Origin of the sequence: Streptomyces violens (assembly GCF_000717745.1) — a bacterium.
GTDB classification, from domain to species: Bacteria; Actinomycetota; Actinomycetes; order Streptomycetales; family Streptomycetaceae; genus Streptomyces; species Streptomyces violens.
On the sequence record NZ_JOBH01000006.1, the window covers coordinates 31,451 to 45,583 of the forward strand.

The 14,133-nt window shown below is 71.2% G+C and carries 14 protein-coding genes; 5 read left to right on the forward strand and 9 right to left on the reverse strand.

Going from position 1 to position 14,133, the window contains the following annotated elements; translation table 11 throughout:
- Window positions 1-9: 9 nt before the first annotated feature.
- Window positions 10-756 (forward strand): SAM-dependent methyltransferase, encoded by a 747-nt coding sequence (locus IF04_RS0112565; RefSeq protein ID WP_030254944.1) that lies wholly within the window; start codon window positions 10-12, stop codon window positions 754-756.
- 174 nt (window positions 757-930) lie between these two features.
- On the opposite strand, the gene IF04_RS0112570 is transcribed toward IF04_RS0112565, so the two are convergent.
- A complete protein-coding gene (locus tag IF04_RS0112570; protein WP_211259811.1) occupies window positions 931-1,344 on the reverse strand; it encodes a hypothetical protein in 414 nt (137 codons plus the stop codon).
- A gap of 19 nt (window positions 1,345-1,363) precedes the next feature.
- Here IF04_RS0112570 and IF04_RS39690 point away from each other — a divergent pair, with 19 nt between their 5' ends.
- Window positions 1,364-1,612, forward strand: a complete 249-nt coding sequence (locus tag IF04_RS39690; RefSeq protein ID WP_245654381.1) for a nitrilase-related carbon-nitrogen hydrolase — start codon at window positions 1,364-1,366, stop codon at window positions 1,610-1,612.
- Here IF04_RS39690 and IF04_RS0112575 read toward each other — a convergent pair.
- Window positions 1,518-2,495, reverse strand: coding sequence for a cation diffusion facilitator family transporter (locus tag IF04_RS0112575; protein ID WP_051831163.1), 978 nt, complete (start codon window positions 2,493-2,495; stop codon window positions 1,518-1,520). The genes IF04_RS39690 and IF04_RS0112575 overlap by 95 nt on opposite strands.
- A gap of 145 nt (window positions 2,496-2,640) precedes the next feature.
- Here IF04_RS0112575 and IF04_RS0112580 point away from each other — a divergent pair, with 145 nt between their 5' ends.
- The gene (locus IF04_RS0112580; protein WP_030254951.1) at window positions 2,641-3,606 is read left to right on the forward strand and encodes an LLM class F420-dependent oxidoreductase; all 966 of its coding nucleotides are present in this window, start codon (window positions 2,641-2,643) and stop codon (window positions 3,604-3,606) included.
- A gap of 22 nt (window positions 3,607-3,628) precedes the next feature.
- Here IF04_RS0112580 and IF04_RS0112585 read toward each other — a convergent pair whose 3' ends face one another.
- Genes IF04_RS0112585 through fdh form a run of 4 tightly spaced genes read right to left on the reverse strand, consistent with a single transcriptional unit; the run spans window position 3,629 to window position 9,777 of the window.
- Entirely contained in the window at window positions 3,629-4,657 is a 1,029-nt protein-coding gene (locus IF04_RS0112585) for a phosphotransferase family protein (protein ID WP_030254954.1), read from the reverse strand.
- Window positions 4,658-4,661: 4 nt separating this feature from the next.
- Window positions 4,662-5,603 carry an NrfD/PsrC family molybdoenzyme membrane anchor subunit gene (gene nrfD, locus IF04_RS0112590; protein WP_245654382.1) on the reverse strand — a complete coding sequence of 314 codons (942 nt, stop codon included), beginning with the start codon at window positions 5,601-5,603 and terminating at the stop codon, window positions 4,662-4,664.
- Window positions 5,600-6,505: a 4Fe-4S dicluster domain-containing protein gene (locus tag IF04_RS0112595; RefSeq protein ID WP_030254961.1), complete on the reverse strand. Its 906-nt coding sequence runs from the start codon at window positions 6,503-6,505 to the stop codon at window positions 5,600-5,602. Before IF04_RS0112595 ends, nrfD begins: the two co-directional genes overlap by 4 nt.
- Window positions 6,502-9,777 (reverse strand): formate dehydrogenase, encoded by a 3,276-nt coding sequence (gene fdh, locus IF04_RS0112600; RefSeq protein WP_030254964.1) that lies wholly within the window; start codon window positions 9,775-9,777, stop codon window positions 6,502-6,504. The genes IF04_RS0112595 and fdh overlap by 4 nt, the downstream gene beginning before the upstream one ends.
- Before the next feature lie 194 nt (window positions 9,778-9,971).
- Between fdh and IF04_RS0112605 the strand changes: the two genes are divergently transcribed.
- Both IF04_RS0112605 and IF04_RS0112610 read left to right on the forward strand, forming a co-directional pair.
- Window positions 9,972-10,529: a cysteine hydrolase family protein gene (locus IF04_RS0112605; protein WP_030254967.1), complete on the forward strand. Its 558-nt coding sequence runs from the start codon at window positions 9,972-9,974 to the stop codon at window positions 10,527-10,529.
- 83 nt (window positions 10,530-10,612) lie between these two features.
- Window positions 10,613-10,945, forward strand: coding sequence for a hypothetical protein (locus IF04_RS0112610; protein WP_030254970.1), 333 nt, complete (start codon window positions 10,613-10,615; stop codon window positions 10,943-10,945).
- A 9-nt stretch (window positions 10,946-10,954) separates the two neighbouring features.
- On the opposite strand, the gene IF04_RS0112615 is transcribed toward IF04_RS0112610, so the two are convergent.
- From IF04_RS0112615 to IF04_RS0112625, 3 genes are read right to left on the reverse strand one after another with little or no spacing between them, the layout of a single operon-like run.
- Window positions 10,955-12,340 (reverse strand): alpha/beta hydrolase family protein, encoded by a 1,386-nt coding sequence (locus IF04_RS0112615; protein WP_030254974.1) that lies wholly within the window; start codon window positions 12,338-12,340, stop codon window positions 10,955-10,957.
- A complete protein-coding gene (locus IF04_RS0112620; protein WP_030254977.1) occupies window positions 12,340-13,671 on the reverse strand; it encodes an MFS transporter in 1,332 nt (443 codons plus the stop codon). Before IF04_RS0112620 ends, IF04_RS0112615 begins: the two co-directional genes overlap by 1 nt.
- A complete protein-coding gene (locus IF04_RS0112625) occupies window positions 13,668-14,123 on the reverse strand; it encodes a MaoC family dehydratase (protein WP_030254980.1) in 456 nt (151 codons plus the stop codon). The genes IF04_RS0112620 and IF04_RS0112625 overlap by 4 nt, the downstream gene beginning before the upstream one ends.
- Between the last annotated feature and the right edge of the window lie 10 nt (window positions 14,124-14,133).

Below are 14,133 nucleotides of genomic sequence, written 5' to 3' on the forward strand. Positions count from 1 at the left end.
AATCAAGTCATGGACCTTCCCCGCATCTTCACCATCCGCGAGAGCAACCACCGCATCCACAACCCGCTGACCGCGGACAAGTTCGCCGCCCTGGGCGAATCGCTGCGCCTCCCCGCTGGGACACGGGTACTCGACCTGGCCAGCGGCTCGGGCGAGATGCTGTGCACCTGGGCACGTGACCTGGGCTTCACGGGCACCGGGGTCGACATCAGCACACTCTTCACCGAGCAGGCCCGCGCCCGCGCCGCCGAACTCGGCGTCGCCGACCGGGTCGAGTTCATCCACGACGACGCCGCCGGCCATGTCGCCGACCAGCCGATCGATCTGGCCGCCTGTGTCGGCGCCACCTGGATCGGAAACGGCGTCGCCGGAACGACCGAGCTGCTCCAGCGCAGCCTCCGCCCCGGAGGAATGATGCTGATCGGCGAGCCGTACTGGCGGCAGACCCCGCCGGACGAGGAGACCGCCAAGGCATGCCACGCCACCTCCATCGCCGACTTTCTGGAACTCCCGGAACTGATCGGGCAGTTCCAGGAACTCGGGTACGACGTCGTGGAGATGATGCTGGCCGACCAGGACAGCTGGGACCGCTACGCCGCAGCCCAGTGGCTCACCATGCGCCGCTGGCTCGACCAGAACCCGGACGACGAACTCGCCCCCGAGGTAAGGGAAGAACTCACCACCGAGCCCGCCCGCTACGCCCGCTACGGGCGTGAGTACCTCAGCTGGGGTGTCTTCGCCCTCATGAAGCGCTGACAACCCCGTCCCGTGCGGGGCCCAGACGTCATCCCGTCCGGGCCCCGCACGGGACACTCCATCACCGCGGCGCTCAAGCCAACGCCAAGAGCGAGCCGGCACCCGCTCCCTCCTTGCCTGCCTGGCCTCCTTCCGGGCCGGGGAGCACGGCGCCGCGAAGCTCGGGTACAGCCGTCAGGAAGCCTCCCCGCCCGCACGTGCCGCCAACGGGGCGGCTCCCGTTTCGGGCCCGGTGCGAGGACCGGGCACCGCTTCCCCGCCCGTGGTGTCCAGTTTCAGCGCTGTGTCGAAGCGGGTCAGCGCCTCCCGCAGCCTCTTCTGGAGAGCCTCGATGAACGTCCCAGGGTCCCGCGGCTGACGGATCGCGTCGTAGTGCACATCGCGGTTGTCCTCGAAGCCCGGCGGCAGATCGTCCTCCGGATTCCGCCACCGGTTCGCCCCCGGTACCCAGATCTCCCGCCGCCGCAGTGCGTCCCGCAGCGCCACGAGCACGCACAGCTCGTACGGGATGCGCTCGACCCGGCCGCGCTCATCCACCACCGCCTCGCGCCACTCCTCGCGCACTACCCCACCCAGCGGGATCTTCACCTGGCGCCCCTACGAGCCGATGTGCGTCGGCCGGGAATTCGTCGTCTTCGACATGCCGGGGACCGGCAGAGTCGGCCTCTCGATCTGTTACGACGCCTGGTACCCGGAAGTCACCCGGCACCTCGCCGCCGATCTCGCCTACCTGCTCTGGCTCACCCGAGGCTTCCGGCGCCCTACTCCTGAACTGGCCACTGAGGACCAGCCCCGCCGGCCCCGTCCACCGCCGACGCGGACGAGCCGCTGGGCGGCTCGGCCGGGGCCTCCGTGATGTCCAGGAAGACATGGTCGGCCTGTGGCCAGGTGTGCTCGACCTCGCGCTTGATCCGTACGCACACCAGCTCCACGCGCTCGCTGTCCAGCCCCGGCGCGAGGTCGATCCGGGCCGCCAGCAGCCAGGACTCCTCCCCGAGCCGCATCGTGAGCAGCTCGGCCACGTTGTCCACCTCCGGCTGCCGGATCAGCAGCTCCCGGATGCTCTCCCGCAGCCCCGCGTCGACCGACTCACCGATCAGATGGTCGCGCGCCTCCTTGCCGAGCCGGTACGCCACGTACACCAGCAGCAGCCCGATCGCGAACGACGCCGATGCCTCCCACACCACCGCGCCCGTCAGCAGGTGCAGCACCATCCCGGCCGCCGCCAGCAGCACGCCGAGCACCGCGGCGCCGTCCTCCGCGAGGACCGTGCGCAGCGCCGGATCGCCGCCGCCGGCCTTCTGTACGCGTAGCTGGTACACCGCCCTGATCAGCGAACTTCCCTCGGCGAGGAGGGCCACGCCGAGCACGATCAGCCCCGCCGTATAGCCGCTCGGCGACTCCATCGAGCCTTCCCGCAGCGCGCTGATCCCCTGGAAGAAGGAGAAGCAGCCGCCCATCACGAAGATGCCGACCGCGGCCAGCAGCGCCCAGAAGTAACGCTCCATGCCGTACCCGAAGGGGTGGCGGCGGTCGGCGGGGCGGCGGCTGCGGCGCAGCGCGGCGAGCAGGAACAGCTCGTTCAGGCTGTCGGCGACTGAGTGCGCGGCCTCGGACAGCAGCGCGGGCGAGCCGGAGAGCAGACCGCCGACCGCCTTTGCGACCGCGATGACGAGATTGGCGGCGAGAGCCACGACGACCGTCACCCGGGTCCGGCCGTCGGCTTTCTTTCGATTCACCGTGAATCACCGCCGCCATTCGGGGGACGCGGAGGTTCCGGGAGATCCACAATACGCATCAACGGAGCGTGTACCCGGTTCGATGAAAGGGAACCACGGAAAACTGCGCACGAGATTCCGCAACCAGCCGAAAAGGTGAGTGACGATGGTGGACGTCGGATACACGATGATGACCGAACAGGCCGGTCCGCGCGAACTGGTCGACCATGTGGTGATGGCCGAGCGCGCCGGTTTTGATTTCTCCGTCACCTCGGACCATTACTTCCCGTGGCTGGCCTCGCAGGGCCATGCACCGTACGCCTGGAGCGTGCTCGGGGCAGCAGCACAGGCGACCTCCCGCATTCCGCTGATGACATATGTGACGTGCCCGACGACCCGGTACCACCCCGCGATCGTGGCCCAGAAGGCGGCGACGATGCAGCTGCTCGCACAGGGCCGCTTCCGGCTCGGCCTCGGCTCGGGCGAGAACCTCAACGAGCACGTCGTCGGGCAGGGCTGGCCCACGGCGCCGGTGCGCCTGGAGAAGCTGGAGGAGGCCATTCAGATCATCCGGGCGCTGTTCTCCGGTGACGAGGTGACCTATCACGGCGAGCACTTCGACGTGGACCAGGCCGTGCTGTGGGACCTGCCCGAGGAGCCGCCGCAGATCGGCGTCGCGGTCTCCGGCGGGTACTCGTGCGCGATCGCCGGCCGGCTCGCCGACCTGGTCATCGCCACCGAGCCGAAGAGCGAGCTGCTGAAGGCGTTCGACAAGCACGGCGGTACGGGGAAGCCGCGCGTCGGCCAGATCCCGGTCTCCTACGACCCGGACCGGGACGCGGCGATCGCCCGGGCGCACGACCAGTTCCGCTGGATGGTCGGCGGCTGGCCGGTCAATGCCGAACTCCCCGGCCCGTCCGGCTTCAGCGGCGCCACCCAGTACGTACGCAAGGAGGACATCGCGCAGGCATTCCCGTGCGGCGACGACGTCGATACGTACGTGGAGGCGGTGAAGGCATACGCGGACGCCGGCTTCACGGAGGTCGCCCTCGTCCAGATCGGCGGCGACCAGCAGGAACCCTTCATCGAGTGGGCCCAGAAGAATCTGCTGCACGAGCTCCGTGCGTTGTGAGCCCCCAGCTCCAGGGTCAGCTCTATGGTCGCTCTGCCGGGACCGGTTGAAGAGCGGGCCAGCGAGCCAGCATGCGGTGGCGCATCGCGGCGCTGAGGCTGCCCAGGCCGCTGAGAGAGGCGTGGTCGGCCGTCATCCGGGCGACGACTCCGAGCCGGTGGACGAGCCGTTGCCGGGCGGTCGCGGTGCCCCACTTCCAGTCCCGGTGCGGAATCCGGGCCAGGTGATCCGTGCTGTCGCGGTGTGCTCGCTGCACCAGCGCGTCACCGCGCAGCAGCCAGCCGGCGCACGCGTCGGCGAGCCCGTCCTCGGCTTCGGAGCCGGTCAGGGTGCGCCACTCCGTCCGGTATGCACTCTCCGCCCGTTCCAGCAGCGGCTCCGCAGCCGAAGTCACACACCAGCAGGTCGGAAAGCCGATGCGCAGATAGGCGAGCTCCATCAGACCGCTGCCCAGTGACGCCTGCTCGAAGTCGATGAAGCGGAGTCCCGTGGGGGTGTGGAGATCGTTGCCGGGACAGGGATCGCCGTGGAGCAACGCATGTCCGGGTGCCTGGGCGAGCCGGTGCACGAGGTCGTCGAGTTCGCCGGGCACGCCGGGCGGGATCGGTACCTCCAGAGCCCCGGCCAGCCGCAGGAAGGACTCGATATCGGCCCGGCTCGGGCCCTGCCACCGGGGGAGCGCACCGGCGTCCTCCGGGCGGGCGGTGGCATGCAGTCGTGCCAGCGCGGTCGCGTAGTCGACGATCCAGTCGCCGGCCGGGCGCCGGTGCTCCAGATGCTCCAGTACCAACACCCGCTCGCCGGGATCGGTGGCCAGCAGCGCGGGTACCACGGGAGTTTCCGCTCGGGCGGCGAGCCGCAGGGCTGCCACCTCACGGGCGTACCGCTCGTCGGCGCCCGGGCCGTCGACGAGCTGCTTCACCACCGCCGTTGTGTCCGGCAGCTCGACGCGCCACACGCGCGAGCGGGGGCTGCTGCTCAGCTTGCGGGAGCGCCCGGGCGATCCCAGCTCGGCCCGTAACTCGTCCCCGAACGGCAGTCGTGACCACATGGGCTCATTCTTGCCCCCTCCGCTGCGGTTCCACCGTGTACTTCGGGTCTTCCGCCGAGGCGAGGCCGGCGTGGAAGACGCCGAAGCGGGTGAGGGCCGAGCCGGTCAGGAGGGCGAGGCCGCCTGCCACCGCTGCCGGGCGGCTGCGGCGGCCCAGCAGGCCGGCGGTCGCGGCGCCCGCCACGGTGAGCGCCTGGGCGCAGCGCAGCAGCTTGCCGGCCCGGCCCGAGCGGTAGGTCTCGGCGACCATGCCGAGCCGCCGCTCGGCCGCGGTTACGGCCGCCTTGTCGGCCGCGGCGGCCAGCAGCGCGGCGTATCGCGCGGGCGCGTTCTCGCTGGTCGGGGACGTCACCAGGGCCATGCCCGAGGCAGCCGCCGTTGCCGAGGCGGCGAAGAGGTACGGCAGTTCGCGATGGGCGCCGTGCCAGGCGGGCACCGCCGTGTCCGCGGCGAGTACCGCCGTGTACGTCGCGACGGCCGGGCCGAGCAGCGCGGCGGCCCCGGTCGCGGCGGCGCCCGCCCGCGGCAGCCACCCGGTCACCGCGCTCGCGGCCGCCGCGCCCGCCAGCGGCCCGTACCCCGCCAGCAGCCACGAGCCGACACTCATCGGTGAGGTCGGCTTGCACACCCGCAGCATGTTGAGGAAGCGGTCGGGCCGGCCCAGGTCGTTGATGAGGGCCGCGGTCGAGAGGGAGACCGCCGCCAGGGACGAGACCTTCAGCGTCTTCGCCATCGTGCGGCGGCCGGTGAGCTGGGCGCCCGCGGCCAGTACGGAACCGGCGCCGGCCAGGCCGCCCGTGAAGAAGTACCCGGCGATGTCCCGGTCCTTCCAGGCCGGAGCCTTGATGACGGGCCGTCCGTAGTACGAGTCGAACTCGGCGCGGGGAACCATCAGTTCCTCGCCCTTGCGCCGCCGCTCGCCCTTCCGGGTCGGGGTGCCGGTCATCGCCGTCCCTTCCGTCCGAGAATCGCGGGCAGCACGAAGGAGGCCGCGGCACCGGCCGCCAGGGACAGGGCCGCCGCGCCCGCGTGTTTCCACATCGCCGGGAGGTCGCGCGTGGTGACCACTGGGTCCGGCGGCAGCCCGTACACCTCCGGCTCGTCCAGCAGGAGGAAGAACGCGCCGTCGCCGCCGACGCCGTCCTCCGGGTCGTGCCCGTAGAGCCGGGCGCCGGGCACGCCCGCCTCTTGGAGCTGGTCGACGCGCAGCGCGGCCCGCTCGCGCAGCTCGTCCAGTGGGCCGAACTGGATCGAGTCGGTGGGGCACGCCTTGGCGCAGGCGGGTTCCTGGCCTGCACCGAGCCGGTCGTAGCACATCGTGCACTTGAAGGCCCGGCCGTCGTCCGCGCGTTGTTCGATGACGCCGTACGGGCAGGCCGGTACGCAGTAGCCGCAGCCGTTGCAGATGTCCTCCTGGACGACGACCGTGCCGTACTCGGTGCGGAAGAGGGAGCCGGTGGGGCAGACGTCCAGGCAGGCCGCGTGCGTGCAGTGTTTGCAGACGTCGGAGGACATCAGCCAGCGCATGTCCCCGGCGGGCTGTGACTCATCCGGTACCTCCTCCGGTACCTCGTGCGGCCCCGACTGTTCGATGAAGGCGACATGCCGCCACGTCGAGGCGCCCAGACCCTGGGTGTTGTCGTACGACATGCCGGTGAGGGACAGACCGTCCTCGGGGATCGCGTTCCACTCCTTGCACGCCACCTCGCACGCCTTGCAGCCGATGCAGACGGAGGTGTCGGTGAAGAAGCCGACGCGTTCGGGCGGGTCCGGGTGGCCCGCGTCCCCGGCCGGGTCCCGTTCCGGGCCGCTGAAGAGGCTGCCGGTCTCGAAGAAGACGCCGGTCATGACGGCTGCTCGCTTCCCGTGAGCTCGGTGATGCCGGCGCGCCGCCGGTAGTCGGCGACCAGCCGGGGCAGGTCGGGGCCGCGCGGCCGGCGGCCCGGCCGGATGTCGGCGGTCAGCGCCTTGTCCTCCTGGATGTGCGCGTTGGGATCCAGCGCGATGGCCACCAGCTCGTTGGCCGCGTCGCCGGTGACCGTGCCGTTGGGGCCCCAGTGGAACGGCAGGCCGATCTGATGCACCGTCCGGCCCTGTACCGTCAGCGGCTTCATCCGCTCCGTCACCAGCACCCGCGCCTCGATCGCGTTGCGGGCCGTGATGACCGTCGCCCAGCCGGTGTGCGTGAGGCCCCGCTCGGCCGCGAGCTGCGGGGAGACCTCGCAGAAGAACTCCGGCTGGAGCTCGGAGAGGTACGGCGACCAGCGGCTCATGCCGCCCGCGGTGAAGTGCTCGGTGAGCCGGTAGGTGGTGACCACGTACGGATAGGTGTCGGCGCCGGGTTCGTCGCCGCTGGGGTGGTAGCGGTTGCCGGGGCGGGAGTGGGTCTGCCGTGCGGGGGAGCGGGAGTGGGACGGGTACAGGGCGTTGGTGAACGGGGAGTCCTGCGGCTCGTAGTGCGTGGGCAGCGGCCCGTCCAGCAGCCCGGCGGGCGCGAACAGCCAGCCCTTGCCGTCGGCCTGCATGATGAACGGGTCGTCGCCGCGCAGCGCGTCCGGGCCCTCGGCCCCGTCCGGCGGCACGTACCCGGGCTCCTTGTCCGGTACAAAATCCGGCACGTCGCGCCCGGTCCACTTGCCTTCCTCGGCGTCCCACCAGACGTACGCCTTGCGGTCGCTCCACGGGGTGCCGTCGGGCCGGGCCGAGGCGCGGTTGTAGAGGATGCGGCGGTTGGCGGGCCAGGCCCAGGCCCACTCGGCGGCCACCCAGTCCTGTTCCGTGTGCGGCTTGCGGCGATCGGCCTGGTTCACGCCGTCCGCGTACACCCCGCAGTAGATCCAGCAGCCGCAGCTCGTCGAGCCGTCGTCCTTGAGCTGGGTGTACGCGGAGAGCGGCGCGCCGTCCGGGCCGCGGCCGTTGATCTCGGCCAGCACGGCGTCGGCGACCGGCTCGTCCAGTTCGCCCTGTACGGGATAGTCCCAGGCCAGGTCCTGGATCGCGCGGTCCATCGGGTCGGTGGAGGCGGCCAGCTTCTCTTTGATGCGGCGGCCGAGGTGGTACATGAACCACAGGTCGCTGCGCGCGTCACCCTCGGGCTCGACCGCGGCATGGTGCCACTGGAGCCAGCGGTTGGTGTTGGTGAAGGAGCCGGACTTCTCGGTGTGCGAGGCGGCGGGGAGGAAGAACACCTCCGTACCGATGTCCTCGGTGCGCAGCTCGCCGGACTCGATCTCCGGGCCGTCCTGCCACCAGGTGGCCGATTCGATGAGGGAGAAGTCGCGGACCACCAGCCAGTCGAGGTTGGCCATGCCGAGCCGCTGCAGGCGGGTGTTGGCGGAGCCGACGGCCGGGTTCTCGCCCATCAGGAAGTAGCCCTTGCAGGCGCCGTCGAGCTGGGCGAGGACGATTTCGTACGCGCCGTGCGAGCCGGTCAGCCGCGGCAGATGGTCGAAGCAGAAGTCGTTCTCCGGCTGTGCCGCGTCGCCGTAATAGCACTTCAGCAGGGAGACGAGGTAAGCCCGCATATTGCTCCAGAATCCCTTGTCCGTACGGCTCGCCGTGACGAACGTGTCGAGATCCTCGTGCGCGTGGGCGTGCGGCATCGGCAGATATCCGGGCAGCAGATTGAAGAGCGTGGGAATGTCGCTGGAGCCCTGGATGGAGGCGTGGCCGCGCAGTGCCTGAATTCCGCCGCCGGGCCGTCCGATGTTGCCCAGCAGCAATTGCAGGACGCTCGCCGCGCGAATGTACTGTGAGCCGACCGTGTGCTGCGTCCAGCCCACCGCGTACACGAAGGCGCTGGTGCGTTCCGGGCCGGAATTCTCGGTGAGCGCTTCGCAGACGCGCAGGAACGTCTCGCGCGGCACGCCGCAGATCTCCGCGACCATGTCGGGGGTGTAGCGCGCGTAGTGGCGCTTGAGGAGCTGGAAGACGCAGCGCGGGTGTTGCAGCGTCGGGTCCTGCTCCGCGCGGGACTCGGCCTGCGGGCCGCCCGAGCCGTGGGTCTCGGCGTGCCCCGCCGCGTGGAGATGCCGCCCGGTCTCCGGGTCCTTCTGCAGCCGCTGGTCGTGCCGCTGCTCCACGTCGCCCGAGGGCGCCTGCACATCCGCGCCCTCGTACTGCCAGGTCTCCGCGTCGTAGCGGTGCTTCTCCTCGTCCAGGCCCGAGAAGATCCCGTCCAGGTCCTCGGTGTCCCGGAAGTCCTCGCCGACCAGGGTGGCGGCGTTGGTGTACGCCAGGACGTAGTCGCGGAACTCCTTGCCCTCGGTCAGTACGTGGTTGATGATCCCGCCGAGGAACGCGATGTCCGTGCCGGCCCGCAGTGGTACGTGCAGGTCGGCCAGGGCGCTGGTGCGTGTGAAACGCGGGTCGACATGGATGACCGTCGCGCCGCGGGCCTTGGCCTCCATGACCCACTGGAAGCCGACCGGGTGCGCCTCGGCGAAGTTGGAGCCCTCGATGACGATGCAGTCGGCGTGCTGGAGGTCCTGCATGAAGGTGGTCGCGCCGCCGCGCCCGAAGGACGTGCCGAGCCCGGCGACCGTGGAGCTGTGGCAGACCCGTGCCTGGTTCTCCACCTGGACCACGCCGAGCCCGGTCAGCAACTTCTTGATCAGGTAGTTCTCTTCGTTGTCCAGCGTCGCGCCGCCGAGGCTCGCGATCCCGAGGGTGCGGGCCACGTGCGCGCCGTCGACCTCCCACTCCCAGGTCTCGCGGCGGGTCTCGATGACCCGGTCGGCGATCATGTCCATGGCGGTGTCGAGGTCGAGCGGCTCCCAGTCGGTGCCGTGCGGACGCCGGTACAGCACCTGGTGGCGGCGCGCGTCACCGGTCGTGAGCTGGAGTGTCGCGGACCCCTTGGGACACAGCCGGCCCCGGCTGATGGGGGAGTCGGGGTCGCCCTCGATCTGGACGACGCGCTCGTCCTTGACGTACACCTGCTGGCCGCAGCCGACCGCGCAGTACGGACAGACCGACTGCACCACCCGGTCGGCGGTGTCCGTACGCGGGCGCAGCTCCTCGGTGTACGGGGACATCGCGGCGCGTCCGCGGCCGAGCGGGTCCTTGCCGGTGAGCTGCCGGTACACGGGCCAGTCGCGGAGCAGCCGCTGTACGCCCATGGGTCCTCCCGCCGTCGGCGCCCGGTGCCCGGGGCCGTGATGAGTGCCTCCAGGGTTGCCCCTGATGCGGCCGGGTGCCCGGCGACAGGCCGCTCACACCCGCCAATCGGGCGAGCGGCCGCGGCCCGGCGCACGGCGTCCGCCCGGCGCGGCCCCGAGGTGAGAACCGCGCGCCCGCGGTGAACCCTGGGGGTGTGAGTCACACCGCCCTCATCGTCATCGACATGATCAACACCTACGACCACGAGGACGCCGACCTGCTGCTGCCCTCGGTACGCAAGGCGCTGCCCGCCGTCGTTCGGCTCATCGAACGGGCGCGCGAGGACGGCGTGCCGGTGATCTACGCCAACGACAACTTCGGCGAGTGGCGCTCGCACCACGGCGAGATCCTGCAGACCGCGCTCGCCGGGCCGCACGCGGAACTGGTGGACCCGATCCGCCCCGACGATTCCTCGCTCTTCATCGTCAAGGCCCGGCACTCGATCTTCTACGAGACGCCGCTGGCCTACCTGCTGTCCCAGCTCGGCATCGACCACGTCGTGCTGTGCGGCCAGGTCACCGAGCAGTGCGTGATGTACTCCGCGCTGGACGCGCACATCCGGCACCTGAAGGTCACCGTCCCGGACGACGCCGTCGCCCCCATCCATCCCGACCTCGCCGAAGCGGCGCTGCGCATGATGGAACGGAACATGAACACCCGCATCTGTACGGTCGCGACGCTGGACTGGGACGCGGCCGCGCGGCGTGATTGACGGCTGCCGTGCCGGGCACTCGGGTGGCGCAAAGGAAGCCGAGCGGAACGCGAGACGTGTTCCGCGTACGAGAGGAGCGCATGATGCCCAGCGGCTCCAATGCCAAGCGCGAGCGTCAGTACGAGCACATCAAGGAAGGCGCCGAGAAGCGCGGCACCTCCTCCGGGCGCGCGAAGGAGATTGCCGCGCGGACGGTCAACAAGGAGCGGGCCCGCTCCGGCGAGGCGAAGTCGGCCAGCAAGTCCTCCACGCAGGACACGAAGTCCGCACCGGAACGCGGCGGCCAGCGCTCCGGCAACCGCACGGGCCCGAAGGGCCCGACGAAGGACCAGCTCTACAACGAGGCCAAGCAGAAGAACATCGACGGCCGCTCCTCGATGACCAAGGACGAACTGGCGAAGGCCCTGGGCCGCTGACCGCGGGTGTTACGACCCCGGTCGGTCCGGGTGCGCCAGATCGTAAGGACGCGGATACGGCCCCGGGCGGAAGGCCAGGTAACGCGCCTCCGTCGTCGGGTCGGACCGCCGTGCCTCCGCGTTGAGCGCGCCGGGCGAGGTGTTGCCCCAGCGCCCGGTCCCGACCCGGCGGTCGACCGTGTGCAGCGCCGCGAGCTGCTCGGCGGGGCTGAACGTGCAGTGCCCGGCGTTGTCGACGATTCCCTGCCGCAGCAGCGCTCCGGACCCGGCGGCCGTGACGGCCCGCTCGTGCGCCGAGGTGACCTGCACCGGGACCAGCGCATCGCCGGTGGTGTGCACGTCGAGCTGCGGAGTACGGAGCTTCCCGGTGAAGGCGATATTGCGGGTCATGTAGCGGACGGCCGCCGGGTCCGCCTTGATGCGGGGCGCGTCGGCGAGTGTACGGAGGTCGTTCCGCAGCGAGAGCCCCGCCGACTTGTAGAGCGCCTCGACCTCCTTGAAACCGGATGACTTGCGCAGCATCGCCGCGTAGTCCACGCCCGTGTTCCAGGACATGTTCCCGCCGGCCCGCTGCTCGGCCTCCTGGCGGCGCCGGAAGGCGGCGTCCAGCATCATGCTGACCGCCTGGTACTGGTTGGCCTGCTGCGCCTCGTAGTCGCGCGGCGCGGGGCGCTCCTGCTTCGGGTCGTTCCAGCCGGGGATGTTGTGCAGGGCAGCGGCCAGCGCGATCCGCGCCCGCCCGGCCGGGGTGTCCTGCGCCTTGTCGACGGCGGAGCCGAGCTCGCCGGCGGTCCGGTCCGCCTCGTCCGCGTCCGCGAAGCCGGTCAGCGGGATGTCGGAGCCGGGGGCCAGCAGGGTCTTCAGGGCGAAGGCCGGATCCAGGGTCGAGTTCCAGTTGGCGACGCCGCCCTGGACGAGGCCGCACAGGGACAGTGAGCCGTCGATGCGGCCGGGGTGCCGCTCGGCGATGGCGGTGGTGACCAGGCCGCCGTAGGACTGGCCCCAGGCGAGCGTGCGCCGCGCCGGGCCGACGCGGTCGGCGAAGACGTCGAGGGTGGCGAGCTGGTCGGGCACCGCCTGCTCGACGGCCCACCCGGTGGCGGAGTACGAGGACCCGGCGAGCGCGTACCCCTCCCGCAGCAGCAGCTTCTTCGTGGCCTCGTCGGAGGCGTCCACCGCCTCGTTGGGGGCGCCGGCGGGCCGGTAGCCGTGGCTGAACAGCAGCAGGGTGCCGTTCCAGTGGGCAGGGGTGTCGATCACGTACGTGGCGCCGGACGGCAGGGTGCCCTCCAGGTGGCGGGGCTCGGCCGCTGCGGCGGTCGCGGGCGGCACCGCGGCGGTGGCGAGCAGCGCGGCGACGGCCACGCCGATCCCCGCCCGTGTGCGTACGCTCATCAATGGACTCCTTCCGGTCGGACTGGTTCTTCTGAGTGCAGTTCGGTGCCGAACCGGTCGCGGCTGGTCTCCCTGACCCGCCACACCGTGAGCGCCGTGACGGCCGCGCCCGCCGCGAGCAGCAGCGCGACGGGCCCACTGCCGCCGTACGAAGCGAGCAGGCTGCCGGCGATCAGCGGCGAGAACCCGGCGCCGAGCAGCGTCGCGGTCTGGTAGCCGAGCGAGGCGCCGGTGTACCGCACGCGCGTCCCGAACATCTCGGTGAGCAGCGCCCCCAGCGGCCCGTACATCGTGGACTGCGCGACGCCGTGCCCGAGGACGAGCGCCAAAATCAGCAGCCCGGGACTGCCGGAGTCGACCAGCGCGAACACTGGGAACGCGGTGGCCGCCGACAACACCGCACCGGCCAGCACCACCGGCCGCCGCCCGAACCGGTCGGACAGCGCGCCCGCGCACGGCAGCACCAGCAGCGCCGTACAGGAGGCGAGCGTGACGCCGGTCAGGACCTGGGTGCGGGAGAAGCCCTGCCCGACCGCGTAGGACACCATGAAGCTGGTCAGCAGAGACTGCGCGACGAACGGACCGATGCCCACGCACGCCGCGAGCAGCACGGCGCGCGGCCTGCGCAGTACGTCCAGGAGCGGCAGCCGGGCGGCGGTCCGCTGCTCCTTGACCGCGCGGAACAGCGGGCTCTCCGTGACCTTCAGCCGTACGTACAGCCCGGCGCCCAGCAGGACGATGCTGAGCAGGAACGGCACCCGCCAGCCCCAGGTGCGGAACTGGTCGTCGGGCAGCGTGCCGACGAGGGTGACGACGGCCGTGGACAGGACGGTGCCCAGCGGGGCGCCGAGCTGGGTGAGGCTGGTCCAGCGGCCGCGCGGTCGGCTGCCCGCGTGCTCGGCGACCATCAGCGTCGCGCCGCCCCACTCGCCGCCGATCGCGATGCCCTGGACGACGCGCAGCGCTACCAGCAGCACCGGCGCCCAGACGCCGATCGCGTCGTACGTCGGCAGCAGTCCGATGAGGAAGCTGCCGACGCCCATCAGCACCATCGTCGTCAGCATCATCGACTTGCGGCCGAGCCGGTCGCCGAAGTGCCCGAAGACGAGGCCGCCGAGCGGCCGGGCGACATACCCGGCCGCGAAGGTCCCGAAGGCCGCGACGGTGCCGGCGGCGGGCGAGGCCGCGGGGAAGAACAGATCGCCGAAGACGAGCGCGGCGACCGTGCCGTAGACCAGGAAGTCGTAGAACTCCACGGCCGTGCCGATCAGGCCGGAGAGCGCGACCCGTCTCAGTTGCCGGGCGTCCTGCGCCTCGCTCACGGCGGTCATCCGTAGAAGCGGGAGAGGCTGCGCAGCACGCAGGCGGGCTTGGCGGCGCCCTCGATCTCGACCGTGCCGTCGACCGCGATCTGCACCCCGCCCTTCACCTCGTCCACGGAGGCCAGCGTCGCGGCCAGCCGGATGCGCGAGCCGACCTTCACGGGGGAGGGGAAACGGACCTTGTCCAGGCCGTAGTTGACCTTCGTGGTGACGCCCTGGACGTCGAGGAGGCCGGTGAAGAGGGGGATGAAGAGCGACAGCGTGAGGTAGCCGTGCGCGATGGGCGCGCCGAACGGACCCTGCGCCGCCTTCTCCGGGTCGGTGTGGATCCACTGGTGGTCGCCGGTGGCGTCGGCGAAGGTGTCGATGCGGTCCTGGGTGACGTCCAGCCAGTCGCTGGTGCCGAGGTCGGTGCCGGCGAGCTTCTTGAGTTCGTCGAGGCCGTTGACGGTGACGGTCATGAGAGTTCTC

Bases quoted from the DNA above. Each gene is read 5' to 3' on its own strand.
- IF04_RS0112565 (WP_030254944.1), top strand. From the start codon at position 10: ATGGACCTTCCCCGCATCTTCACCATCCGCGAGAGCAACCACCGCATC.
- IF04_RS39690 (WP_245654381.1), top strand. From the start codon at position 1,364: ATGTGCGTCGGCCGGGAATTCGTCGTCTTCGACATGCCGGGGACCGGC.
- IF04_RS0112580 (WP_030254951.1), top strand. From the start codon at position 2,641: ATGGTGGACGTCGGATACACGATGATGACCGAACAGGCCGGTCCGCGC.
- IF04_RS0112585 (WP_030254954.1), bottom strand. From the start codon at position 4,657: ATGTGGTCACGACTGCCGTTCGGGGACGAGTTACGGGCCGAGCTGGGA.
- nrfD (WP_245654382.1), bottom strand. From the start codon at position 5,603: ATGACCGGCACCCCGACCCGGAAGGGCGAGCGGCGGCGCAAGGGCGAG.
- IF04_RS0112595 (WP_030254961.1), bottom strand. From the start codon at position 6,505: ATGACCGGCGTCTTCTTCGAGACCGGCAGCCTCTTCAGCGGCCCGGAA.
- fdh (WP_030254964.1), bottom strand. From the start codon at position 9,777: ATGGGCGTACAGCGGCTGCTCCGCGACTGGCCCGTGTACCGGCAGCTC.
- IF04_RS0112610 (WP_030254970.1), top strand. From the start codon at position 10,613: ATGCCCAGCGGCTCCAATGCCAAGCGCGAGCGTCAGTACGAGCACATC.
- IF04_RS0112615 (WP_030254974.1), bottom strand. From the start codon at position 12,340: ATGAGCGTACGCACACGGGCGGGGATCGGCGTGGCCGTCGCCGCGCTG.
- IF04_RS0112620 (WP_030254977.1), bottom strand. From the start codon at position 13,671: ATGACCGCCGTGAGCGAGGCGCAGGACGCCCGGCAACTGAGACGGGTC.
- IF04_RS0112625 (WP_030254980.1), bottom strand. From the start codon at position 14,123: ATGACCGTCACCGTCAACGGCCTCGACGAACTCAAGAAGCTCGCCGGC.